The sequence below is a fragment of the Marinagarivorans cellulosilyticus genome (assembly GCF_021655555.1).
Taxonomy (GTDB): Bacteria; Pseudomonadota; Gammaproteobacteria; order Pseudomonadales; family Cellvibrionaceae; genus Marinagarivorans; species Marinagarivorans cellulosilyticus.
Genome location: NZ_AP023086.1, coordinates 164,171 through 187,742, shown reverse-complemented (window position 1 = coordinate 187,742; position 23,572 = coordinate 164,171). Strand labels below are relative to the sequence as shown.

Below are 23,572 nucleotides of genomic sequence, written 5' to 3'. Positions count from 1 at the left end.
TGCTTAGTGCCAATACACCAAGCGATAATTGTTGTTTACTCGCAAGCGCTCGGGCTAGAAAGCGTGGCACCCACTTTACCCTGCAACAAGCCTTTAACCTGTGATGCAGGAACAAGTAGGCTTTTATACTCATAAGGAGGCTCAAACGCTGGGCCGCCATTACCCGCGGTATCACCGCTGGTGTTTTCGAATATATTCATGCCTCGCAATTCAGACTTACCACCGCTGCGTTTGTGCACAGGGTGTTTAATGCCAATAAAGTGGTTATTTTCTACCAGTACACGGCACTGTTTGCCCGCAGAAATCCCATTATCAGACGCCATGCCATCTTTGGTGAATAAGTTGTTCACTACGTGAATATCACCAAAGCGACAGCGCGGCTGGCGCTGGGCAACACCACGAAAATGGTTAAACATCAAAGTAATATTCAACTTGCCTACGCTTTGTGGTTCGTTATCGGACGATGCCACTAAGTTAGAGAAGTTGTGACCACCGTTGTTGGTATATCCAAATATATTCCAAGTAAAGGTGACGTTATCGGCGCCTTTTACCACATCGGCATTACCATCTTGGCCGTTCCAGAACTCACTGTGATCGACCCAAATATTCTTGGAAGCACCTTCAATAACAATGTTATCCCACGCTTGATCAGAGCTAGAACCGGGCCCCTTAATAACAATGTTTTTAATGATGACATTCGATGCATCTTTAATTTGGATAGGCGCCTTAAGCTGCGTACCTGGGCGCATACCAATAATGGTTTTATTGGATTTAACAATTAAGCGGTCCCCGCTGCGGCCAGACCAGCCACCACCTAAAGTGCCATCAATATAAATAACGCGGGGCGAACCATCGCCAGCGTACTTTGAAAGGTCGGCAAAGCTTTTAACTATAATCGGTTGCGCATTACCGCCACCTGTTACGTTAAACGGTGTACTGCTACGCCCTTTGCGCGTAGCCCAACCCATAGCCTCACACTGCGCAGGTGGTTCGCCAACACCTACAGAACCGCTAGCGCTAGAAGACGACTGCATCGCACTAGAAGATGCAACACCGCCGCAATCACCAGCCGATACACCAGCCCCTGTTACCGTTAAAGAGTCGATATTGGCCAAGCCTTGATCGGACGTGGCCGTGACTTTAATGTTATTTAAGCCCTGAACAAGGTCAACCGTTACACTTTCCGTTGCCCAATCTGTCCAGCCGCCGGTATTCGCTAAGGTAACGGGTTGGGTTCCATTAGCGCCACTATTAACAGATAAGTCCCCTGAACGCGGATCACCACCATTGGCAAATCGGAATTCTAATGTCGCAGGGCCACTTGTCTGCGCATTAACTTGCCAGCTAATCGATTGGCCTTCGGCGTTATCTGTATTAGCAAAGCCATCGCCGGAAAAGCCCATATTGTTACTATCAATTGTGCCATCTACAGCACAAAAACCCGCTTGGTTTTCCTGCAGAATAATAGTATTCACATTGCCGCTTTCGCTAGAACTGGCAACGCTACTACTGGAAGGAATGATTACGCTGGAAGAACTTACAACCGGTGCAGCACTACTACTAATTGCAACACTTGAAGACACCACAGGCGCACTGCTTACCGCTGTAGCCGACGAGCTACCAGGCTGCTCGACTCCACCATCACAAGCACTTAGCAGTGCCACTGCACTGGCCAGCACAATACCACTGGCCAACCGCTGGCCCAGATGCCGTTTTTTGTTGCAGATCATCAGTTTTAACTCCTCAAGCGTACACTTTTTATGGGTTTTTAAGTACGCCTAAAACAGCATTACAGCTGATTCAGCAGGCTTGCACATACTCATGCACAATGCCTTTTAAGGCCGAATAGCCGATTTCAAGGCGCGGTAATAGCGCGACAGTAACTATCTTTAGAGATTAATTCTCCCTACAAAACACACCCAATAACCAGTATTGTAATATTCTGAGAGCCGCATTTAGGCCAACGCTCTAAAGCACCCGAACCGTAAAGGCTCTAGGGTTTACAAGGCTTTAAAAGATAATAACCACCAAAACTCAATGTTGTGATGCACAACAAAGGCAAAGTGTGATGCAAGGAAACAAAGCAGCTAAAATCGTATTCATCAATAAAGCACACCACAAGCCATCACACGGCTGAGCACCACCAATACCATGACTACAGACCCAACATTAAAATACCGAGAGCAACACAAGCAACGACTCAGCTACATGCCTTGGCTTTATTGGACACTCAAACCCAAGCAGCGCGCGTGGGCGCACGCTTGGCAACAAGAATGGCAGGCCTACCTGCAAGATATGGAAACCGTCGTAATTACTGGCGACTGTTTTATTTCACCAGACGCCAAACTATTCGCCGAGCGCGGCCGCCCAATTACAATCGATAGCGGCAGCTTTATCGGCGCAGATGCCGTTCTACACGGCCCCATAAACATCGGTAAAAATGTTGGTATTAATCATCACGTTACAATGGATGGCGGCAGCCAAGGCATAACAATCGGCAATAACTGCCGCATCGCCGCCTATTGCCACTTTTACGCCTTCAACCACGGCACCGCCCCAGAGCGCACTATCGACAAGCAACCGGTAAACTCTAAAGGCATAACATTAGAAGACGATATTTGGCTGGGGGCGCATGTAGGGATTGTAGATGGCGTAAAGATTCACAGCGGCGCAGTTGTGGGGATGCAAAGCGTGGTAACACGTGATGTAGCAAAAAATACTGTAGTAGCCGGTAACCCAGCGCGGTTTATTAAAAATCGAACCTGAAGTTTACGAATGTCTTATATTTCTATACCCAGCTTGATATAAGCAGAGCGTCCACTAACCTTATCCGCGTAGCCACCAAGGTCTGCAGCACGAAAAAACGCATCGTCAAATAGGTTTTTGACGATCAACTTAATATCTAAGTCATACTCACCGATCGCGACAGCATATGATAATGATGCATCTACCGATTGATAGGCATCGAGTTTACTCATTTCCAGAGAATCTAATGATCGATCAGACACTCCATAAACTCCTAACGTTGCTTCCCATTTATTAGGCAACGTCCAGTGATTAAAAATACTCCAAGAAATATCCGACACATGAGGCACAGTAATTCCCTGATCAACCCCAACAATCCTATTGCTCAACAGTGTCAAATGCGACAAAACTCGCCAGTTTTTATCTGAATCATAACTTGCATCAAACTCTAAGCCGGTGACATTATGCTGAAATGGCCCCCGCAATATACGAGCTCCGCCCTCAACCTCTAAATCATAGACATTATATTTTTTAATATTAAAAAATGCTGCTGACCAAACCAATGATCCACCAAGGTCCAATTTCTTAATGCCAACCTCCCACTGTTGAGCGACTTCTGGGTCTTTCGAAAAACGTCTAACATCATCGAACAAATATTGAATAGCAATTGATTCACTATAATTTGAGAATATTGAAAGTTGATCTGTAGGCTGAAATACAAGGCCAAATTGAGGAGAAATATCACTAACATTCCCCACTAGCCCTAACACGTCATCCGTAATGTTTCTTTGCTCTCCTATAAATTTTGACAACCTCCAACCTAAAGAACTCATCCAGGCGCTATTCCAGCGTGTATGTAGCTGGGCATAAAGGCCATAGTCATCGCGTAACACTCGGTACTCTTTTAATTGGACACTCGAAGAAACGTTATTTTCTTCACGCGCTAACCATATATTATACAAGCTCGCTTCTGGCGAATTATCACTAATAGTCCAATCCAATGGCTCAGCGACTCTGTATTGATTCAGCGTGAATAACTGATACAAGTCTTGATGATAAAGGTCGACCCCCAAAATTGTTCTATGCTCAAACCCAAGGTAGTCAAAACTTCCAGCTAAAGATACGTTTATCGATATATCCGTTTCATGCTCCGCCTGATCCTCTAATAATGTAATTTCAGGTATGACATCACAAGGGGCGCCGTCACAGCTTGTACGTATAGCGGAAGCTGCTAAGCGGTTAGCAATATGATGAATGCTGATTCGAGCTTCATCGAAAGGCCGCGACAACAAAACGTCGCGATCAAGTAGCAGGTTTTCATCGGTTCGCAGGCCTAAACGCTGCTCTTCTTGCCATAAATAGTTTCCGCTCAATCGCCATTTCTGACTCGGAAAATAGTGAAGCGACGCGTTTAACAATCCCGTGCTTGATTCAAAAGAAGAATTACCGCAGGGAGAGAAAAGTTCTTCATCCGATAGCACCAAAAACCCACCACTAGGGCTAATTGCAAACCGGCTGCCTGCATTGTCATGCTTATAATCTTGACGATGGTAACTGAGTAAACTTGTGAATTTATCATGTGATTTTAATTCGGCTGTTGCCATTATATCTTTTCGGATTTGCTGATTATATAGATCATTAGCTCCACGATATTCATGAACCCCAACCAATCTTATTGGTACGCTTGCTTTCAATAGAGAAGTGCTATTTATGTCCACAACGGTTTCTGCGTAATCACTTCCCCCTACCGTTGTATTAACTGCAGCTGAGTCGTCACTACTCGTAGCCGAACGAATTACATTAACTACGCCTCCAGCACCAGATTGGCCATAAAATAACATTGAAGGCCCTTTAAGCACCTCAACTTTATCCAACAGCGCAGGCGTAAGCTGCATTGCAGTACGATCACTTAATCGAAAGCCATCCATATAAAGGCTTTTCCGGCGATAGCCTCGAATATGATAGTCATCATTAGTTCCCCCAAGACCATGCGCTTTTGTGGCACCGCTAGAATACTCCAAAAGATCTATTAATGACTCAGGTTCAAGATCCCCAATAAAGTTTTTACCCGCCACATTATGAAAACGACTAGAATCAAAATGAGATATACCATTGCGGTCAAGACTGTTTATCAAAAGGGGGTATCGATTGGGTATGCTTTTTCCAACAACAATAACTTCTTCCGATATTGCTTGAGCTACTGCTGGCTGAAAAACGGGTTGTATAGGCTCAGGTTGATTTATAGGCAGAATTAAAAATGTATCTCGGTCGACCGAGTACGATAAAGTGACTGGTGCCCGCGCGATGATAAGCGACAATGCACTGCCAATATAATAGCTCCCCACAATGGGGGTTGCCAAATAGCCATTCAAATGTGATTCTTGTGCAATGATCGTAACGTCTGCTTGCAGAGCAAATTCAATAACAGCCTGAATCAAAGGCTGAGTTGGTATATCGACATAAACCTCCCGAAATTCATTAGCGGAAATATAATGGGACGCAAGAAGCATATATAAAGCAATAGCAGCTCGACATACGTTATCCCAATTAGACTTTAGCATAATTTACAACAGGCTTAGTCTTCAGAGGAAATCCAAATATAACTACCATCAACCAAATTTGAGAATTCATCTGCAACTAGATAATTATCTACATTAAGTCCAATATATATATCGGGCTTCCATACATTCCTCAGTAAAAATGCATTTTCGCCTACCTCACCTTGAGGAACTACAAGCCATCGAGCACTGCTCCATCCCGATTCAATTGCTCCGCTTTCTAGATCTCCATTCTGTATATGTAAGAACTGATCAGGTTTCCAAAGGCTTCTAACGCGATAGCTATTCTCACTTGGCTCAATCACCCAGAGCGCACTTGCCCACCCCTCCAATATTGACGATACTTTTAAATCTCTTCCAGAATCACTCGGCTGGATATTTACAAATAGGCGTTCGTCTGTAAAACTTCGAATTTTGATGGTCTTCAAATCCGCAGTAGTCCACCGCTGATTTAGCCCGTGAGTACACGGCCAAATATTTATAACCCGACCGTTTAAATGCAAATTATTAGCAAATATATCCAAACAGTAATCTTCATTAGCTATATTTTTAATTGCCCCTGTAAATTCATCATAAAGCCATTGCTGATGATCGGCATCAGAACATTCCTTGGCAATCACCTCAATACCGCTCAAATATGCTTCCCCCAACCCCAAGCAAAGCCCATTAGTCGATCTAATTTCGCCTTCTCCACTAAAAAACCAACGCTGATTTGAAGCTTTAGGAGCACAATCCCAAGAATTGATTTTAGCTTCATCAGAAACATCTAAATAATCAAGAGAGTCCATATTTAAACATTTACCGATCGAGGAAACGATAAAATTAGCACTCTCGACGCTAGAACTCGAAGATGTACTTGAGCTGGAAACAATCGAGCTCCGCTGATCGCCCAATGAAACACCACCACGATCACCTTGTCCGCACCCCACCAATAGCAATGCAGCAACCGCTAAATAAACTTTCATAAAGGGACTCTATTCACCATAAATCAAAAAATTATTATTGGCCATTTCGCGCCACTTCAGGTTCGCAATATCCGCGATTGCGCTGACCGCGGCCTGCGGGCTATCCAATGATACGACCCCCACGATAGATACATCCAGAACAGAGTTATCAACAGTAATTACAGCATTCAGCGCATCTTCTAGCTGTGAAGTTGCATTAACCAAGCTATTACCATTAAAGACTAGCTTACCCTTACGCCACGCAAGTAAAGCTTTTGCATCAATTGATTTAACCGGTATTCCTTGTTGTTGCCCCAAAAAAGAATGTTGCTGGTTTGCAATTAGAATATCTTCTTTTTCCGCCTGTATTGAAGCAACGCCAACCTTGCCTTCCAGTACCGTTATCACGCCATTATTACCATCAAGTTCAACAGAAAATTGTGTACCATGCACTTTTACAGCACCAAAATGCGATTGCACAATAAAAGGAGAGGATGAATCTTTCATTACATCAAAGTAAGCTCGCCCCGAGTCCAAAGTAAAGGTTCGCGAATTATCACCTAAAGTGAAACGCCCTCTAGCACCGGCTCCCAGCATTACCTGAGAGCCATCTTGCAACAGTATTTCTTGATAACCAGAAATGGCTTCAAATGTGTTAGTAACTTCTAAATTTTGATAGTTGATGCTTATCCATGCAAATGTGAATAGAACACAAAGAGTCAGAGCTCCCGTCCACTGCCAGCGTATAAACGAATATCTGTCATCCTTAGTAGAGCGATAATTACGAATAGCCTCGCCAGCCACCCAAGCTCTTTCTGCCTTCAAGTAAGCTACTTGATTTTCAGCGGACGACTCAAGCCATAGAAAAAACTTTGCATGTTCTGCTTGGCCTAAACTATTATTATTTAGCTTAATAAGCCATGCAGTTGCTTGCTTTTGTGCTGGCGTCTCTAACCATTTGCGCCATACTGTCCACTTACTCAACATCGATAGCATCTCTTAGTAATGACAAGACTTTCATCATGCGCTTTTCAACCGTGCTCAATGTCACATTTAGCTCCTCACTAATTTGCCTGTAACTTTTTCCATCTACACGATTTAATAAAAACGTTTTTCGGTCTTTTTCTGATAACTTGTCTAAAGTTTTGTACACACATTCAACATCTGCCGTAGCTAAAAACTGGCGCTGCAGGCAGGGGGAGGCCCCATCCAGATCTAACGATGCGATATAGTCATCTTGATAGCCTTGTCGCCGAATTCGGTTCAGCGCTAGGTTAGATGCAGCTCTAAAAAGGTATGCCTTAGGGTTCTCAATAGCCCCGATATCTTCTACATCAAGAATTTTTTGAAATGCATCTTGTACAATGTCATCCGCATCATCCCCAACCCCATACTTAAGTCGTAAGTGTCCTTTAATACTTGCGTAACAAGTACCAAATAGTGCTGCTATACTTTTATTTCTAGACATACTATGCGCGCATAGTTGATTGTGGGCGCATAGTATCAAGGTATCTACACCTGAGGAAGCTTATCCCTTAAATCAATCAGCCAACTGCAAAGCTCCTTGGACTATTTGCGGGATAGAACTAAATAGTCCATTTACACCACGTAAAACATAGCTCGACAACTACTTAAAACGATCCATTAGTAGCTGTGACTTGAAGAAGCTACGTTTAATGCTTTTTGGCATTGGTCTTCGCAACTCTCCTACACTGGTTATTAGTAATAACACGGCAAGTTTTACATTTTGTATAATAAGAACTCTAACTTGAAATTGAAATATTTTAATTTCGTACCTAGCTAGCAATCAGGTCACTTGGATGTTTACCACTAAGACTTAAAAAATATTTGAGGTATTCACGTTTATAAATGTCTAGGTAAATAAAGTTACATTATTTTGTAGCTTTAAGCTGAAAAGTGGTTTTGTATAACAACAAGTTAGGGTATTAAATATGGAATTATTTAAAAAGTACATACTACCAACAATGGTATTAGGTAGTATGTCAACAGGAGCGCTTTCGGAGCCTCTAAACTTTGTAGATTTTAATCAAGAAGGGGATATTCAATTCAAGTCCATTGCAATTCCAGTCAACTTTCAAGACGCCGTAGATCCAATGGATGCTGCGGACAAACAAGCAATTGACGATGCCCTAAATAAGCCTGGTTATAGTGGGCCCAACGGTAACCTACTAGGCTCTGTTTACGATTACTTTCAGGATATGTCGCATGGAAAGTTGCACGTAACTCATGAAGTAGTCGACCCCATCACCGTCAGTATAGCAAGCGGTAATAGCAATACCAAAATGACATGTGGTGACAATACTCAACGTGACCCACTATATTGTGCACTTGAAGAAGCATTAGCAACCGCCATACAAAAAGACCCCAACCTTTTTGATGGCATGAGCGTTGTAGAAAAAGACGGGAAAGTGGAGTTAGTGTCTTATTTATTTATCACTTCAGACAACGTAGGGCAAGATTTTGGCGGTAGTACTCGTCATTACCAAGATGACATGTCCGCAGGTATTACTGCTGCAGGCGCAGTAAGTGCCTCTCAAATTAGCGATAGTAATGGCGTAGTTAGCGTTAATACAGTAACCCATGAGCTTGGCCACAGCATTTTTGAATGGCCCGATATTTACGCCACTTGCGCCATATACGACGCCGAAGAGCGTAAATGCAAAGAAACTCACGGGATGTCACGGCATGCCTTAATGTCAAGCGGGTCAATAAACGGCAATCCAAGTCCCATCACCCCCTATTTTCGAGCAACTAAGAAAATTTTTAACGGGACTATAATTGAAATCGACCCGTCATACAGTAAAACATATAAGCTCAATTACAATTCGGGTAAAGCCTTTAAGATATACAACCCTGATAACATCAAAGAGTTCTTATCAATTTCGGCTGTTAATAGTACCACCAATGACTTCTTTAGTACTGGGCTAGGTACAGGCTTAGCTATATGGCACCATACAGAAAAGTCATGGACTCAGGGAAGGCCGTCCTCAGAGATATACCCCTCAAAAGACCCATTTTCAGCGATACACTATATCGAGCAAGCCGACGGTCTTTACGAGTTAGATCAATTACGTAATAACTCTGGCGCTGACGCCGGGGACATATTTTCAGAAGGCGATGAATTCCCTGTCCCTTCTTCATTTCGCGACATGACTTGGTGGGATAGTACAGCCTACAATTTCACGATAGGTAATATTCAACTTAAAAACGAGTACATTCTATTTGACATAACCCCAAAACAGGAAAGTCATATTTCCGCAAAAAGTTATAACAGCGACTCCAGTATTGGTCCATTTATACACAGCCCTGAATGTGACGATCAACCTGACTGCTATGACTACTTGGAAAACACTTCAACTCTATGGAATGCAAGTGAAAACGCCGATGGACGGCTAAAATATACTTTTATTGCGAACGCTGAGTCAGTTAATTTCTCTGCAGTTGTAGATTTTAATAATAATGGAAATGACAGCTTTTTTTATCGTCTATCAAATGAAGAAAGCTGGCATACACAAAACAATGCCCAAACAAATGGCTTTGCACGCTTAGATATACATACTTGGAATAATCTGACTCCCAAACAAGAGTATGTATTAGAAATACAGAGAAGAGAAGACGGATCTAAACTCTCGGGACTCACCTTAAATGGAGCTTCATTTCTTCAGGAGTCTCCGATTGTAATGGCTGCAGACTTCCAGAACCCTAACAGCAACACCAATTTTGAAATTCAACCGGATCACATCACATATCCAAACAATGGTCAGAACCGAATTAATACAAGCGATTTTGATAAGTATATAAGCTACAGTTTTATAACTGACGATGAAGGCATTGTAAGCCTAACAGCTTTTGCCGACCTCCCCAACGAAAGTGATGACAGCTTTCATTACCAGATATCTAACGTTGACCAAAACTTTAGAAAAATTAATAACCATTCAACAAATGGGTTTAGCCCCATCACCTTATACAATGCCATTCAGCTATCTCCCAATTCTCGCTACCAGTTAAGAATTGTAGAAAGAGAAGACGGAGCTAAAATCTCCGCATTCCTAATTTCTGGAGGAAAATTTATAGCATCTGAACCGTACCAGAAAGACAACCCTGTTACATCTCATGTCAACGGCCCCAAACGCATTATTAATTATTGGAAACAACATACAGCAATTAATAATCAAGCTGGGCTAGATGCAACGACCTATGAATCAGGCTGGTGGAGTGCTCGCTGGACGTTAGAGTATGCGGGTAAGGGCTTATACAGCATCAGAAATAGCTGGAAAGGCACCTACCTGCAAATTAATAATGATACGTTAGAATTGGCTGCTGAGCCCATTGGCGGTAATGCTGCCTTATGGAAATTAGTGCCCGGCTGGATTACTTCAGGTCTAGGTCGTAACTATAGGTTACAGCACTCTTCTGATGATACAAAGTTTCTTCACTTCGAGGGTGAGGTTTTTCAATATGGTGAAGCAGAAGAAGACTGGCATAGCTCTTATTGGCTAATAAATGATTTTGATTAAATCATAAGCACTATAAATCACATGAAAAATATCGTTATAACTATTTAAAACATTTTTAATCACCAAAAGGGAAATCGCATGGCATACATGCGATTTCCCTTAGCGATAATCACTACAAGCAATATTAATTCAATGATGATAAACATTTTATTTACAATCTACCGTAAAACCTCAAAGGTTTTGAATAAAAAATTTCATTCTAATCGAGGTTTTAAGTAGGCGAACTGCCTCAGAGTAAAATCCACAGTGAGGCTATTTAGTGTATTTTCACTACATTTTTTTAATCAAGGAGTTTTTTATGAACATTAAGGCTTTGCTTTTACCATTCGCTTTCCTAAGTGTTGTACAGACTGTATCTGCCGATCAGCTTTTAGCTTCCAGCGAATCCCACCCAGAAACTGATGCAGCGGAATGTGAATGGAATGTAATAGGACTATCAAGTACCCCGCCAGATTTCCAATTTCCAAATGGAAGTCAAACCACAGTTTATGGTCTAGATTGCGATAACGGGCCGACCAGTATTGTTGAAATGTCTGAAATGCTCGCACCTGGGGTTGGATTCTCTTGCGTTTTAAGTGGCCCCAAAGAAGGATATCGATTAGAAGGGAATTCTTGCCAATCGTTTGCTGTTTTTAAATCTGAAGCCAACGAAGACAACTCTCCAGCGGAACCTTTGTCAGGCCTAAATCGGATTACGAACCTATGGAAACCTGATCAAGTGGTTAATGTTGAACATTCAGATGTTGCAGTAAGCAATGCTCCGAATGACTGGTGGAGCTCGCATTGGATCTTTGAAAAGACAGGTAACTATTACCGCATCAAAAACCGATGGACAAACGAATACTTGCATATGCAAAGTCATGCACTCGAATCCGGCCCTATTTCTGATGGTTGGTGGAGCGCGCAATGGACTCTACAAGACGGCTCTAATAACGGCCAAACAATTTATCGAATTCGTAATCGCTGGTTACCTGACGCATATCTAAACATTGAAAATGGTAGTTTAGAAGCAGGGGCTATTGAGCAAGGATGGCATAGTGCTTGGTGGTACATTGATAACCTTTAGATGTCACGAGTCACAAGAAGGACGGACTTAAGTTAACTCATGGAAAAGAGAAGTACTAATAGGAGCTAATTTTAGCTGTCTCGGATATAAATACTTTCGCACTATGCGCACAAATTTCAGTTTGTACGCATAGTACATTCATATCTAAAATTTTCTGTATCTCAAAAAACAGGTTAGATCAGTACAGTAACGAACAACATATACTATAAATTAGTAATAATGCTACTTACCTATATACAAATAGCATTATCAAATAATTTAATCAGTCCAAATCATGTTAAAGACACACAAAATAGAGAACACCCAAATAAATATGGGTAATTGATGCACTATCGCTCTTCGCTGTCTTAATAAGTAAATCCAATAATATTTTACAGCTGAAAAACTAGGAGCTATCAAAAGCATATCCTCTGTAAATCTAACTAGTCGCACTTACCAGCATTATTCAATAACACCAATAGTTTTCACACCCTTCAGCATATACAGAATAGAAATAGAAATAGAAATAGAAATAGAAAAAATATATGGAGAATTAACTAAAATGAAAAGTAAACTTACAGCCTCGTCAATTTTATTTTTTTCAGCATACCTACCTTTCCATGCTTACTCATTTCCTGATAGTTCGGGAGATGGAGATAGATCATATACAACAAATTTTGATGATAGCAATTTAGTTAGCATTATTGGGGTCAAAGAACAAACTCAAGCACCACTGATTGATATGAATGGACGCATGCTATTTGAGGCCTACCCTAACTGGAAAGACAAGATTCCGGCTTTCGAAAGATTATTTGAGGAAGCTATAACACCGATCAATTGGCAATATAGTGAAGGGTACCTACCAATAAGTCAGTATACTTTTCGCATTCCAGATTTTTCCGTTACTGTTGAGATATTTTCCATCCCAAAAAAATTTAGCTCCGTTGTAAATTGGGAAGGAGATTTTGCTATTGTTTATGCAAGAGCAAGATTGAGCTACCTAGGACAACAACAAAAATTCTCATCTATTCCTATCTTCAATACAGGAATGACCCCCATCAATAGCACGTCCCAAAACTGCTCTGAATCTAGCTGCATAATTGGAGTTACTCGAGGAGGACGATATAATTTTGATTTCGCTATATCGAGCGAACGTTTGACAGGTCCAAGCAATGGAAGTCATGACTTAAAGGCATCTGAAGTTCAGGATATAGCTGGTACATTTGATGCAGCTAAAACTAATCTAATTGATACTTGGAAAAGGGCTCTATCCGGGCTTCCTGAATTAATTTTTCCAGAAACTGAGAAAAATTCTGAACATCTAACTAACTCGATGAAAACAGCAGCTGTTCAATTCAATATTACTAGAGACTTCAACCAACTTGATGAACCAGATCTCCACGAAAAAAATCGCCAGATAAAAATTGGAGAAAACGGCTATGACTATGTCTATGATCATGATGCGCAAGGTATTCTAGCCAGCGCTATAGAGTTAGGGTTGGTAGAAATGACAGAAGCGGAAGAACTACTCCGTAATTTACCGGCTCAACGGTCAAGCCATGACTACTTAGATTCCCTAGGTAAACTTCCATGGGTTGCCGCAAAATACGTTCACAAGTTCGATTCTAACCCTGAATTAATTAAAGAATTAACTTTCGAGCAAAAATATCTAGGCGTTAACGGCACGGCTAAATCCATTAGCGAGTGGACTCACTATTTAATAGATACAAAGCAAGACTCTACAGACGGGCTAATGGTTCACTCTAAGTCTACAGATGAGATACTCCGATCGACTGTTGATAATTTCGCTACATTATTAGGCCTAAAAGCTTATGCCTACCTATGCGCTATGATTGGAAAAGGTAGCGAAAAACAATGGGCGGACAACGAATACATGAAGCTTTATGGAAATCTAACCACAAGGCTTCTAGCAATGGTAGAGAGTAAAGATTTTGATGACAGATATCTTTCAGCCTCTATTGATACCCTAACTGAAAACAAACCATTTGACAGCTCTGTACCAGGTTTCGATAACGCCAACTCATATGCATCCTTTTTCTTTGGGAGAATGTATGAAACTTTCCTATTTGGAGAAAATTTCATAGAGCTTAGCCCACTTATTGACAACACTCTAGATATAGGCTTATCAATGGTGGATCAAAAAGACCTATATCTTGATGAGAATAACAACTGGAATGGTAATTTTGGGCGATACCAAGAGGGTTGGACAACTTCTGGTTATAACGCTGCTTACGCTGAAGGTTTTTTGTTAGGTAAAGGAAAATACCGCTCCTCTTTCTATAATGCCTTTAATTATCTTATGAATTATCAGAGTGGCCCCTACACTTGGTTCGAAAGCATAGGTGTAGCTCAGGATCAGGGCGTAGCTATTAATAGTATAACCAATAGCGCAGCGTCTGGTCATGGCTCAGCGCCCCACATGTGGAGCTCAATGAGCCAAGCTCGGCTTATGCTGATAACACTAATATCTCAAAGCTACGATGATCGACTATGGCTGGGAAGAGGTGTACCTAATGAATGGTTGGATAAGGGGGGATTCGGCGTCAACGACTATACAACAACAAGTGGTAACAAATTTAACTATTTAATCACAAAAAATAGTTCAACCAAAGAATTCGAACTCACATTTAGCGGCGATGTACCAGCAGATATAATCGTCAGCCTTCCTATCTTTACAGAATTTGATCCGGTAGTTATTCAATATTCGGGACAACCAGCTAACTATACGCAGCTAGCTACAGTCATAGACGTAGATTCGGACGGATTTAATGAAATTAGGATTAGTAATCAATTTCAGTCGAACTCAAAAATTAAATTTTTATTACAGCCTAAGAGCGAATACATTGGTGATGCTAATCGTTCAAGACTACGACTATCTGAAATAGGGATGGATATACGGAAGACAGATGTGATACATATGGAACACGTTGTCGGGAGCGGACCAATCAAAGTCGGTAAACTTACGCCAGATCCGGATGGAAGTAATTTTTGGCATAGCGCCATGTGGGTATTAGAAAAAATTAATGGGCACCCGGGCTATTTTCGTATTAAAAATTACCATACCAATCGTTACCTCCATGCGGAGGAGTCTGGCGAAGCGATTAACGCGGATCTAATATCAGCTACTAATTCATCAGGATCTGAACTGTCAGGCTGGCACTCTGCTCATTGGTCAGTAGACCTAGCGGAAGATGGAAGGCTTCATATTAGAAATCGTCACCGCAAAGCCTATTTGAGTATTAACTCCCTAGGAAACTTAAAGTATAGTTCCACTGATTACCCGAAATTAGGATGGAATCTTGACAAGGTCAATGGTGATAACTGTACTGGTCTAATAGAACCGGACACATCAATAAGAGATAATAATCTCAGCAGATTGAGGTGTTGATATGACCAAAAAACGTACAAATAGAGTCTATACCCAAGAATTCAAAAAAGAAGCCGTTGCCCTAGTGACCAATGAGGGTTATTCGGTAGCGAAAGCGGCAGAATCGCTGGGCATAAGGGCTAACTTGCTCTATCGCTGGAAAGACAATGAGGAGGCCCAAAAGACCGGAGTCGCTCCCAGTTGCGAGGAGCGCGCAGAGCTTGTTCGGCTGCGAAAAGAAGTTAAAGAATTGCGGATGGAGAAAGAAATTTTAAAAAAGGCGAGTGCCTTCTTCGCGAAAGAAATGAAGTGAAATTTGGCTTTATTGATGAGAGGTCGGCGGATTTCCCGGTACGACTACTGTGCCGTGTAATGAAAGTTGGTAAATCAGCATTTTACAGCTGGCGACAACGCCCCAAGCCTGTGATCAGTGCCGAAGATCTGCATGTAAATTCGCGAATGAAGGCGTTATTTGATCAAAGCCGGGGCAGCTTAGGCAGTCGCGAGCTAGCCAAAAAGCTTAACGAAGAAGGCATTACAATTGGCCGTGGAAAAACGCGGCGTCGCATGAAGTCTTTGGGGCTTATAGTGCAGCAGCGCACGGCTTACAAGGTTACGACCAAACGCGATGAGCGCGCGGGTGTTGCCGATAATTTACTGAATCAAAACTTCAATCCGGTGGGAATTAACCAAGTATGGGCTGGTGATATTACCTATTTGAAAACGACTCAAGGCTGGATGTACTTGGCGGTCGTTATGGATTTATATTCCCGGCGAATTGTTGGCTGGGCAATAGATAAGCGCATGACCACGTCGCTAATTTGCGAGGCAATTAATCGTGCGGTGGCAATAAGGCAGCCACCAAAAGGGCTGGTTTTTCACAGCGACCGCGGCTCTCAATATACAAGCAAGCGCTTTGGCAAACTCCTGAAGAGCCATGGCATTCGCGCTTCAATGGGGGATGTTGGCGCCTGCTGGGATAATGCCGTTGTTGAGCGTTTTTTTGGCAGTTTAAAGCACGACTGGCTTTTTAAAGTACCAATGCACTCTCGAAAATCTATGAAAAAAGATGTGGGTTTGTATATGAAATATTACAACAGTGATCGCCTTCACTCGGCGAATGACGACTTGTCGCCCGCTGCATATGAGCGAAGACATTTACAACAGGAGGCGCTTTATGGGTAAAAGGGTTCTGGCATTTATGCCAGGTTCATTTTATCCATAAAGTGGCAAAGAAATGTGTCCGGATCTATTGACCAGAACAAACTTATAGATAATAAGCGCTTGGGGGCACACTGATAGCCTTTAGGTTTCACTACTAACTAGAAGAAAGGAGTTAAAATTAACTTTTCGGAAATTACAATAGTTAATAGAAAGTAATTTTAGCTAAACGCCTTCGTACTATGCGCACAAATTTCAGTTCGAACGCATAGTACGAAGGCGTTTAGCAGCTTCTACTTCATAAAAAATATTAGATCGCGTCGGTAGGCATAAGATATAAAGTAGGACAATTAAACTAGGAAGCGCATGAACAAAAATACTACAATTTTAACTCTTTACTTACTAATCTTCTGCGGGCCTTCTTATGCAGACTTTTGGGCTGGCAGTAGCCGAAACTTATCCCTATCTGCACTGGGCAACAAAGTGGCTGTTGCTTGTCACAATTGCTATTCTCCAGATGATAGCAACGTAACCCTATCTCAAGCCCTACAGCAAATTCATCAAGGGCAAGCTGCGGACGCTGATTTAATTGAGATCGACCTCGTCGCTCATAATGGTAGCTGGGTTGTATCACACGGAACAAATATTGGGCCGGATTATAATGATGTGTTTAGCGATAATACTTTCCGCAATGGATCGGCGATCCCCTTTATTGAAATCAAGACCAACTTTAGCCAACAGGCTTACGCCGATATGCTGGTTAACACCATCAACACTTATGGGTATTTAAACACTGGCGACCTAGTCATTATTCGTTCTTTCCATAGTGCTGCACTCGATAAAATAGCAATAGCACTAGAAAATATAGACTCAGCTCGATCAAGCAGGGTACGCTTAAGTCGCTTGTATCAAAATAAGACGTACAGCAGTCTTTTGGACTGGCAAAAAAATATCACCGAGATGTCGAACAAATACCACATGGTAGAATTCAATAGTAAAACAAAAAACTTAGTAAGCTTAATCGAACTCGCTAAAGCCAAGGGCTTAGGTATTAACTTATGGACCATTCGTGACTACGCTGAAGTATTTGCTGCCGCCTACCGCGACAGTGTTGATGCGCTAACCATAGATAGCGGTAGCGGGCGAAATCGAGAAGATAACATCCGACTAGCTAAATCTGTTGTAACAGACAATACTAATTTGCTTTATTTCAACATGGCGAAGCAAAACTTCAACCAGACAGATCACCTTCACTTCTATGATCGCAATCATTCAATGTATAAATATCGCCATTTATCTAATTCTCCCGAATGGGAATGGTTAGAGAACATTGGCGAGGATCGTTATGGCGGCTCGCTAGTGCTCAACAAAAATGATGCCGAATATATTAGATTTTATGACCGCGACAATAATACTAGTGAAGGGTACTTTATATACGCAGTTGTGAATTTTGATTCTTTCTCAACTAATACTACACAAGCCATTGTGAATAAGTCTGACTCTGGCGGTTTTGCATTGGAACTTAATGGAGGCAGCCTCCGCTTTGGCGTTCACGTCGAAGGTACTTATCATTACGTAACCCATCCACTAAGCGCTTTAAATGGTACAGATGCTTATCAAATTATTGGTGCTTACGATGGCAATGGAGGCGTAAGGATGTGGGTCGACGGTAATGAAGTTGGCTCTCCACCGAACATTAGTGGCACCGTAACACCAAATAACTCCCCAATTGTAGTCGGAGCAGACCCTCAAGGACCCGACAACCAACGCTTCTTTTTTTCCGGTAAGATTCAAACTGTTAGCGTTCAGAGCTGGGGGCATCATTAATAATATTTACAAATACATGTCTGATACATACTCTACCCTCAAGACATTGATGGACTGAATATAAAATGCGCTTAGGGCTTACGTGCCCCCACTTACCGCCAATGATCGGCCCTACGCCAACGTCCCAAGCTATTCACTTTATAGCTACCTTCACAACAAAGCCTTATACTCGCTGCCCATACCCGCAATTGTAAACGAGAATCAAGGACCACTATGCAAGTTAACGGCAACATAGAATTTAACATCACCCAAAAAACCGCTAAAACCGTGGTTGCGCACATGCCAGTTCAAGCGGGCATTTTAAATCCTTTTGGCATAGTAAATGCCGGCGCTATTTTGTGGTTTGCTGATGTTAGCGCCTCTATCTTGGTATTAGAAGGTACGACAATGAGCGAAGGCATGGCAGGGTTCCCGCTTGCCATTAACTTAAATGCCAACTTGGTTGGCAATAGCAAAACAGGCACTTTTATCGCCAAAGCTGAATTTGTAAAAAAGGGGCGTACTGTGAGTGTAGTAAGAACCCTTGTCACCGATTTAGACGGTAAGCTAATCGCCGAGGTCACCACCAATCATGTGCTCTCTAAATAGTTAGCTATGAACGCATGGGTGAACCATAGCACCGCAATGCTGTCGAGGTAGCTGTTCATATCATCAATAGGCCCTATCCATGAAACGTGTTGCTCTTACTTTAAGCCTATCGCTTGCCATGTTATCTCAAACGGCTTTTTCATCCGAGGTCGTAAATACCCTAAGTTTTGAAGTCACACCCCATAAAAATAGCCAACTGCATTGCCAAAATGATGACAATATAAAGCCTGAGAAAAGTGATTTTGAACTTGTCGACTATACGGCGATGAGTTCGGAAATCGGTGAACGAGTGATCTTAGTGACACTTAAAAACCGATCTACAGGGCAACGAATATTTAACCACAAACAGGTTATTGCCATACTCGGCGACTGTACGCGCAAGCATCCCCAAGCCATTGAGCAAAAATTTGCCGGTGGCGAAATCATTACCACGCAATTACATTTTGGTTACAGTAAGTACCCACTCCTTAAGTTACTCACCAGCGACAACCTCAAATAATAGCAGCACATACTACAGGCCCTACTCTGCGACAATTTGTCGCACTGACATTCCCCCTGCCACACCTATACACCTTACTAACAACTCACAAATAACTTGTGTTAATTTTCAAAACCGCCATATTAGGTTATGCAAGTAACCACAACTAAACCATTACCAATGGTTTAGTTACACACTACGCGACGCGTTGGGCTTTTATAGTGAAAAAATTTAAAATAATTCATCGGACACACTATGAATTTTCTAGTAGCGTGCAACTACTACCACATACATTGCGTTTGCGCCCAAGGGAGGGCCACGAGCTGCGCATTGAATACTCAAAGCTTGACATCACACCACTGGTATCGCTGCGGTGGCAGCGTGATGTCGAGGGCAACTGTATATCCACTGCAAGTTTTAACACCAAAACGCAAAGCTTAACAATAAGCAGCGAAGTTGTTATTCAGCAATACGATTTACTTCCTCACGATTTTTTAGTTTCCAACTACGCCGTTCACTACCCTTTTAATTATTCACCTGAAGATACAATACAACTATCGCCTTACCTACTTAACCCAGCAGAACCACGCTCAACAATTATCGATAATTGGATAGCCGAACTAAAAAGCACTAGCCACAAAGAAAAATTTCAAACATTTGAATTATTACTGCAATTAAACCAACGCATTTATCAAACGGTCTCTTATCGCATAAGGGAAGAAGAAGGCGTACAACCGGCAGAGCAAACACTCGCATTAGGCTCTGGCTCGTGCCGTGATTGCGCAAGCTTATTTATGGCCGCAGCAAAAGCTTTGGGTTTTGCTGCACGCTTTGTCAGTGGTTATATTCATTCACATGCGGCTATAGCGCAATCGGGCTCTACCCATGCGTGGGCAGAAGTTTTTATTCCAGGTGCTGGTTGGAAAGGTTTTGACCCCACCATAGGTGATATGGTGGGCGCAGACCATATTGCCGTAGCCGTAGCACGCTTACCCGAATCGGTTCCGCCAGTAGCAGGAAATTTTTTTGGCAATCCAGGCTCAAAAATGGATGTCGACGTCTGGGTTACCGAAATAGAATAATTGCCCCATATTTGCTTTATGGCGCCCTAACATTCACAACGTAAAGTTTTGTAAAGTACTGAACTGGCGGTTAATAACAGAATCCTTATAGCCCTTAAACAATTAAGACCGAATAATTTTAGGATTCTTTATGGATAACACTTTTCGCCTTAGCGGAGCCATTATCGCTAGCACTTACCTGCTTACCGCTTGCACGAGTACCCCCAGCCCCATTAACGAGCATTTTAGCAGCCATATTTTTTGCCAACGATAATAAGCAATTCACTTATAGTTTACAGTACCCTCGCCAAAGCGATAAAAGTGAAAAAGGAAATGGACTAAAACAGAAAAGGCCGTCACCCCGCAGAGCTGAAGGTAACGAATTAGCCACAGAGGCCGATCGCCAAAAATTCCCGAATGCGCGCACTGGCGCAATACGCGAAAGCACCTTTCCGGCTTTTATTGCATTACCAAAAACCGAAACACAAGCCCCTAAAACGATTGTAAAACCTTAGCAATAGCCATTTAGGCCCTTAAGGCTGGCTCTAGATTTTTATTAGTACCCTATTTTGTTAGTACTATATTTTCGTGAGTACTACAGCCGTACCGTATACGAGAATTTCAGACATACCCTGAGATATAGCACTGGTTGTAAAACGAATATTGATTACGGCGTTTGCACCTTTGCCTTCAGCCTCTTTAGCCATACGCTGTATCGCTTTATCCCGGGCGTCCGATAACATTTCGGTATAGCCGGCTATTTCACCACCAATCAATGTTTTAAGCCCAGCCATAATATCCCTACCCACATGCTTAGACTGAACAATACTACCATTCACCAAACCGATGGATTCGGTAACTTTATAACCGACAACGTCTGTCGTATTTGATAAAATCATTGCCTCTTTCTCCATAGTGTATTTTTTGGGTGTCTAAAATCATAAAGGGCATCTTTGAATTTTACTTCGGCGCTAACCTGAGGTCATCAAGGCGCATTAAAATTTCGGCTTTACGCGTTTTTGCTACCTCTAACCATGACAAGTTCTCCCTTGCTCCGATAATTGCATAAATTGAATTTAATCCCATACCCTTCATAGGCTTTATCTTTGCGTATAGATCATAAGGATCAATCGCCATAAAATCTTCGACTGAATGAATTTCAACTTCAGCTAATATCTCTTCACTTCGGGGGCCAAAGCCATTTAAGGGCATCTCTAAAAATGCACTTTTTCCGCGATAGCGGCTTACAGGTTTTCGCTCCTGCAAAACCTGTATTCGGTCCATCCATGGACATTAGCTCCGTCCTCGAGTCCTCACAAATTGGAGGATCAATTTGCACAGCTTGCTGCCCGCAGGGTGAAGCGCAAGGATGCGCTGAATGATTTACACCACGTAAACTGCGGCTCTCCGGGCGGTGCTTCCTTGCTCTCACACAAAAATTACTATTTTTAGAGATGCCCTTAAATCACGAAGCCTTTTGGGCGGCTTTGGGTAATCATTTTTCATGGTTATTAATGTGTCTCGGTTTCTAATAGTCGGCGAGCCGGCCTTGCTTACAATCAGCGACTTAAGCCTTTACTCTAAATAGGCACAATAAGAGGAATTAAGGCAATTCACTAGCCCCTGCCGCGAAAGCTTTCCATTGTACTGCTTTACTGCCAGTCCTATGACACAAATAACCGCCACCACTTTCTAAGTGCCAACTTGTGGCATTAACTGTTATTTATCCATGCTATTTATCCCATTCTTGAACTTCACCCACTAACCACTGCCGTAAATTGGAACAAGGCTTGCGTAGGGTCTACCATGGTGGTGTGTCGAGTGCTTTTTTGCTCTATTTAAGTATCACATAGCAAAATTAGTGCGCCGCACCGCGCCAAAACAGTGCTTCCGAATTTTTATTTTATTCGGTATTTGAAGGGAGGATCATGTCGGACTTCTGGCAAAAGACCATCTCATCGGCGCAAGTAATACGCCGAGAGCTACATCAATATCCCGAGCTTGGCTGGCAAGAAAATCGCACAGCTGAGCGTATTCGAGCGGAATTAACACAACTGGGAATTCCCTGGACGGTATGTGCGCAAACTGGCACCGTGGCCAAGTTAACACCGCGCAACATCACCAATAGTAATAACTCCAGCCACCCACGCATTGCCTTGCGTGGCGACATCGACGCTCTGCCCATTGACGAAAAAACCGGTAAAGTCTATCAATCACAACACACCGGTTGCATGCATGCCTGTGGCCACGATGGCCATACCGCCACCCTGCTAGCAACGGCCAAATGGTTAAAATATTGTGAGGATCAATTACCCGCGCCTGTTACGTTAATTTTTCAGCCGGCAGAAGAAGGCGGCCACGGCGCCAAAAAAATGATCGAAGATGGCGCATTGAAAGGTGTGGATCAAATATTTGGTTGGCACAATTGGCCCGCTATAGATTTTGGCAAAATGCTTTGCCCCGATGGCATAGTAATGTGCGGCAACGGCACCTTTACACTCACAGTCAACGGCCGTGGTGGCCACGCCAGCCAACCAGAGCTATGCCGCGACCCCGTACTTGCGGCCAGCGCTATTACCATGGCTTTACAACAAATTATTAGCCGCAGGCTGCCGCCGCAAAAAGCCGCAGTGGTTAGCGTAACCTCTATAGAGGCACCCAGCGCCGCTACGGTTATTCCACAACAGGCCATTATTGGCGGCAGCATTCGCATCCCCGATCAAAGCACCCGCGAACAAATTAACGAATGGATTACTGATATCGCCGTGAGTACCGCCCGCACTTACGGGGTAGAGTGCGAAGTCAATATTCAACCCCGCTATGGCGCCACCATTAACCACGCCGCCCAAGCGCTGCAAATGCGCCAACTTTGGCAGCAACTGCATACGCCACCGAACAACTGCGATTTGCCACAAAATACTGATGCCCTAGAGCAAAACCTGCCTGCACCGATTATGGCATCGGAAGACTTCAGTTATTACTTGCAGCAAATTCCAGGCGCATTTGCGCTAATTGGGGCCGACGATGGCCCCGACCATCAAGCACCTTGCCACAGCCCGCACTACGACTTTAACGACCGTTTAATCGAAAAAGTTACGCGCCTGTTCGCACAGTTAGCCGGTGCGCCGGCGCCCAATAGCCTCACCCATTCAAACCACAACAGCATCAATACACTCAGTTAACACTGGCACTGCAAAAAGGGCGCGGCACCTGTTTAGTCACGCCTTATTTTTTACACA

At 42.8% G+C, this 23,572-nt stretch carries 18 protein-coding genes; 11 read left to right on the top strand and 7 right to left on the bottom strand.

The features are described from left to right. Positions 1-35 precede the first annotated feature (35 nt). Complete coding sequence (locus MARGE09_RS00730) at positions 36-1,730, bottom strand: pectate lyase family protein (protein WP_236985457.1); 1,695 nt, start codon at positions 1,728-1,730, stop codon at positions 36-38. A 421-nt stretch (positions 1,731-2,151) separates the two neighbouring features. Here MARGE09_RS00730 and MARGE09_RS00725 point away from each other — a divergent pair, with 421 nt between their 5' ends. Then, positions 2,152-2,766, top strand: a complete 615-nt coding sequence (locus MARGE09_RS00725; RefSeq protein ID WP_236985456.1) for an acyltransferase — start codon at positions 2,152-2,154, stop codon at positions 2,764-2,766. A 14-nt stretch (positions 2,767-2,780) separates the two neighbouring features. Here MARGE09_RS00725 and MARGE09_RS00720 read toward each other — a convergent pair whose 3' ends face one another. The 4 genes from MARGE09_RS00720 to MARGE09_RS00705 are packed head-to-tail and all read right to left on the bottom strand — an operon-like array spanning position 2,781 to position 7,715. Continuing rightward, positions 2,781-5,306 (bottom strand): TonB-dependent siderophore receptor, encoded by a 2,526-nt coding sequence (locus tag MARGE09_RS00720; RefSeq protein WP_236985455.1) that lies wholly within the window; start codon positions 5,304-5,306, stop codon positions 2,781-2,783. Between the two features lie 14 nt (positions 5,307-5,320). After that, entirely contained in the window at positions 5,321-6,268 is a 948-nt protein-coding gene (locus tag MARGE09_RS00715; RefSeq protein WP_236985454.1) for an RICIN domain-containing protein, read from the bottom strand. Positions 6,269-6,277: 9 nt separating this feature from the next. Further along, positions 6,278-7,234, bottom strand: a complete 957-nt coding sequence (locus MARGE09_RS00710; RefSeq protein WP_236985453.1) for a FecR family protein — start codon at positions 7,232-7,234, stop codon at positions 6,278-6,280. Continuing rightward, positions 7,224-7,715 (bottom strand): RNA polymerase sigma factor, encoded by a 492-nt coding sequence (locus MARGE09_RS00705; RefSeq protein ID WP_236985452.1) that lies wholly within the window; start codon positions 7,713-7,715, stop codon positions 7,224-7,226. The genes MARGE09_RS00710 and MARGE09_RS00705 overlap by 11 nt, the downstream gene beginning before the upstream one ends. A 484-nt stretch (positions 7,716-8,199) precedes the next feature. On the opposite strand from MARGE09_RS00705, the gene MARGE09_RS00700 reads away from it, so the two are divergent. The 9 genes from MARGE09_RS00700 (at position 8,200) to MARGE09_RS21535 (ending at position 20,607) form a co-directional block, all read left to right on the top strand. Then, on the top strand, positions 8,200-10,785 hold the full coding sequence (locus MARGE09_RS00700; protein WP_236985451.1) for a metallopeptidase domain-containing protein: 2,586 nt from the start codon (positions 8,200-8,202) through the stop codon (positions 10,783-10,785). Between the two features lie 298 nt (positions 10,786-11,083). Next, positions 11,084-11,851: an RICIN domain-containing protein gene (locus MARGE09_RS00695; RefSeq protein WP_236985449.1), complete on the top strand. Its 768-nt coding sequence runs from the start codon at positions 11,084-11,086 to the stop codon at positions 11,849-11,851. A gap of 541 nt (positions 11,852-12,392) precedes the next feature. Next, the gene (locus MARGE09_RS00690) at positions 12,393-15,239 is read left to right on the top strand and encodes an RICIN domain-containing protein (RefSeq protein ID WP_236985447.1); all 2,847 of its coding nucleotides are present in this window, start codon (positions 12,393-12,395) and stop codon (positions 15,237-15,239) included. A 1-nt stretch (position 15,240) separates the two neighbouring features. Beyond that, a protein-coding gene (locus MARGE09_RS00685) for an IS3 family transposase (RefSeq protein ID WP_236983141.1) occupies positions 15,241-16,403 on the top strand; the annotation gives its coding sequence in 2 pieces (ribosomal slippage) (positions 15,241-15,490 and positions 15,490-16,403; 1,164 coding nt in all). Between the two features lie 342 nt (positions 16,404-16,745). Further along, positions 16,746-18,206: a LamG-like jellyroll fold domain-containing protein gene (locus tag MARGE09_RS00680; RefSeq protein ID WP_236985446.1), complete on the top strand. Its 1,461-nt coding sequence runs from the start codon at positions 16,746-16,748 to the stop codon at positions 18,204-18,206. A gap of 213 nt (positions 18,207-18,419) precedes the next feature. Then, complete coding sequence (locus tag MARGE09_RS00675; RefSeq protein ID WP_236985444.1) at positions 18,420-18,794, top strand: PaaI family thioesterase; 375 nt, start codon at positions 18,420-18,422, stop codon at positions 18,792-18,794. A 79-nt stretch (positions 18,795-18,873) separates the two neighbouring features. Continuing rightward, positions 18,874-19,293, top strand: a complete 420-nt coding sequence (locus MARGE09_RS00670; RefSeq protein ID WP_236985443.1) for a hypothetical protein — start codon at positions 18,874-18,876, stop codon at positions 19,291-19,293. A 200-nt stretch (positions 19,294-19,493) separates the two neighbouring features. Further along, complete coding sequence (locus MARGE09_RS00665) at positions 19,494-20,354, top strand: transglutaminase family protein (protein ID WP_236985441.1); 861 nt, start codon at positions 19,494-19,496, stop codon at positions 20,352-20,354. 130 nt (positions 20,355-20,484) lie between these two features. After that, complete coding sequence (locus tag MARGE09_RS21535) at positions 20,485-20,607, top strand: hypothetical protein (protein ID WP_255711793.1); 123 nt, start codon at positions 20,485-20,487, stop codon at positions 20,605-20,607. Between the two features lie 304 nt (positions 20,608-20,911). On the opposite strand, the gene MARGE09_RS00660 is transcribed toward MARGE09_RS21535, so the two are convergent. Together MARGE09_RS00660 and MARGE09_RS00655 are read right to left on the bottom strand one after the other, a co-directional pair. Then, positions 20,912-21,232: a YbjQ family protein gene (locus MARGE09_RS00660; protein WP_236985439.1), complete on the bottom strand. Its 321-nt coding sequence runs from the start codon at positions 21,230-21,232 to the stop codon at positions 20,912-20,914. Between the two features lie 61 nt (positions 21,233-21,293). Beyond that, the gene (locus MARGE09_RS00655; protein ID WP_236985438.1) at positions 21,294-21,617 is read right to left on the bottom strand and encodes a TfoX/Sxy family DNA transformation protein; all 324 of its coding nucleotides are present in this window, start codon (positions 21,615-21,617) and stop codon (positions 21,294-21,296) included. A 644-nt stretch (positions 21,618-22,261) separates the two neighbouring features. Here MARGE09_RS00655 and doeB2 point away from each other — a divergent pair. Further along, positions 22,262-23,515: a N(2)-acetyl-L-2,4-diaminobutanoate deacetylase DoeB2 gene (gene doeB2 / locus MARGE09_RS00650; protein WP_236985436.1), complete on the top strand. Its 1,254-nt coding sequence runs from the start codon at positions 22,262-22,264 to the stop codon at positions 23,513-23,515. Positions 23,516-23,572: the final 57 nt, after the last annotated feature.

What these genes read in the sequence shown, in the direction of transcription:
- MARGE09_RS00730 (WP_236985457.1), bottom strand. Translation starts at nt 1,730, where the DNA reads ATGATCTGCAACAAAAAACGGCATCTGGGCCAGCGGTTGGCCAGTGGT.
- MARGE09_RS00725 (WP_236985456.1), top strand. Translation starts at nt 2,152, where the DNA reads ATGACTACAGACCCAACATTAAAATACCGAGAGCAACACAAGCAACGA.
- MARGE09_RS00720 (WP_236985455.1), bottom strand. Translation starts at nt 5,306, where the DNA reads ATGCTAAAGTCTAATTGGGATAACGTATGTCGAGCTGCTATTGCTTTA.
- MARGE09_RS00715 (WP_236985454.1), bottom strand. Translation starts at nt 6,268, where the DNA reads ATGAAAGTTTATTTAGCGGTTGCTGCATTGCTATTGGTGGGGTGCGGA.
- MARGE09_RS00710 (WP_236985453.1), bottom strand. Translation starts at nt 7,234, where the DNA reads ATGTTGAGTAAGTGGACAGTATGGCGCAAATGGTTAGAGACGCCAGCA.
- MARGE09_RS00705 (WP_236985452.1), bottom strand. Translation starts at nt 7,715, where the DNA reads ATGTCTAGAAATAAAAGTATAGCAGCACTATTTGGTACTTGTTACGCA.
- MARGE09_RS00700 (WP_236985451.1), top strand. Translation starts at nt 8,200, where the DNA reads ATGGAATTATTTAAAAAGTACATACTACCAACAATGGTATTAGGTAGT.
- MARGE09_RS00695 (WP_236985449.1), top strand. Translation starts at nt 11,084, where the DNA reads ATGAACATTAAGGCTTTGCTTTTACCATTCGCTTTCCTAAGTGTTGTA.
- MARGE09_RS00690 (WP_236985447.1), top strand. Translation starts at nt 12,393, where the DNA reads ATGAAAAGTAAACTTACAGCCTCGTCAATTTTATTTTTTTCAGCATAC.
- MARGE09_RS00680 (WP_236985446.1), top strand. Translation starts at nt 16,746, where the DNA reads ATGAACAAAAATACTACAATTTTAACTCTTTACTTACTAATCTTCTGC.
- MARGE09_RS00675 (WP_236985444.1), top strand. Translation starts at nt 18,420, where the DNA reads ATGCAAGTTAACGGCAACATAGAATTTAACATCACCCAAAAAACCGCT.
- MARGE09_RS00670 (WP_236985443.1), top strand. Translation starts at nt 18,874, where the DNA reads ATGAAACGTGTTGCTCTTACTTTAAGCCTATCGCTTGCCATGTTATCT.
- MARGE09_RS21535 (WP_255711793.1), top strand. Translation starts at nt 20,485, where the DNA reads ATGGATAACACTTTTCGCCTTAGCGGAGCCATTATCGCTAGCACTTAC.
- MARGE09_RS00660 (WP_236985439.1), bottom strand. Translation starts at nt 21,232, where the DNA reads ATGATTTTATCAAATACGACAGACGTTGTCGGTTATAAAGTTACCGAA.
- MARGE09_RS00655 (WP_236985438.1), bottom strand. Translation starts at nt 21,617, where the DNA reads ATGGACCGAATACAGGTTTTGCAGGAGCGAAAACCTGTAAGCCGCTAT.
- doeB2 (WP_236985436.1), top strand. Translation starts at nt 22,262, where the DNA reads ATGTCGGACTTCTGGCAAAAGACCATCTCATCGGCGCAAGTAATACGC.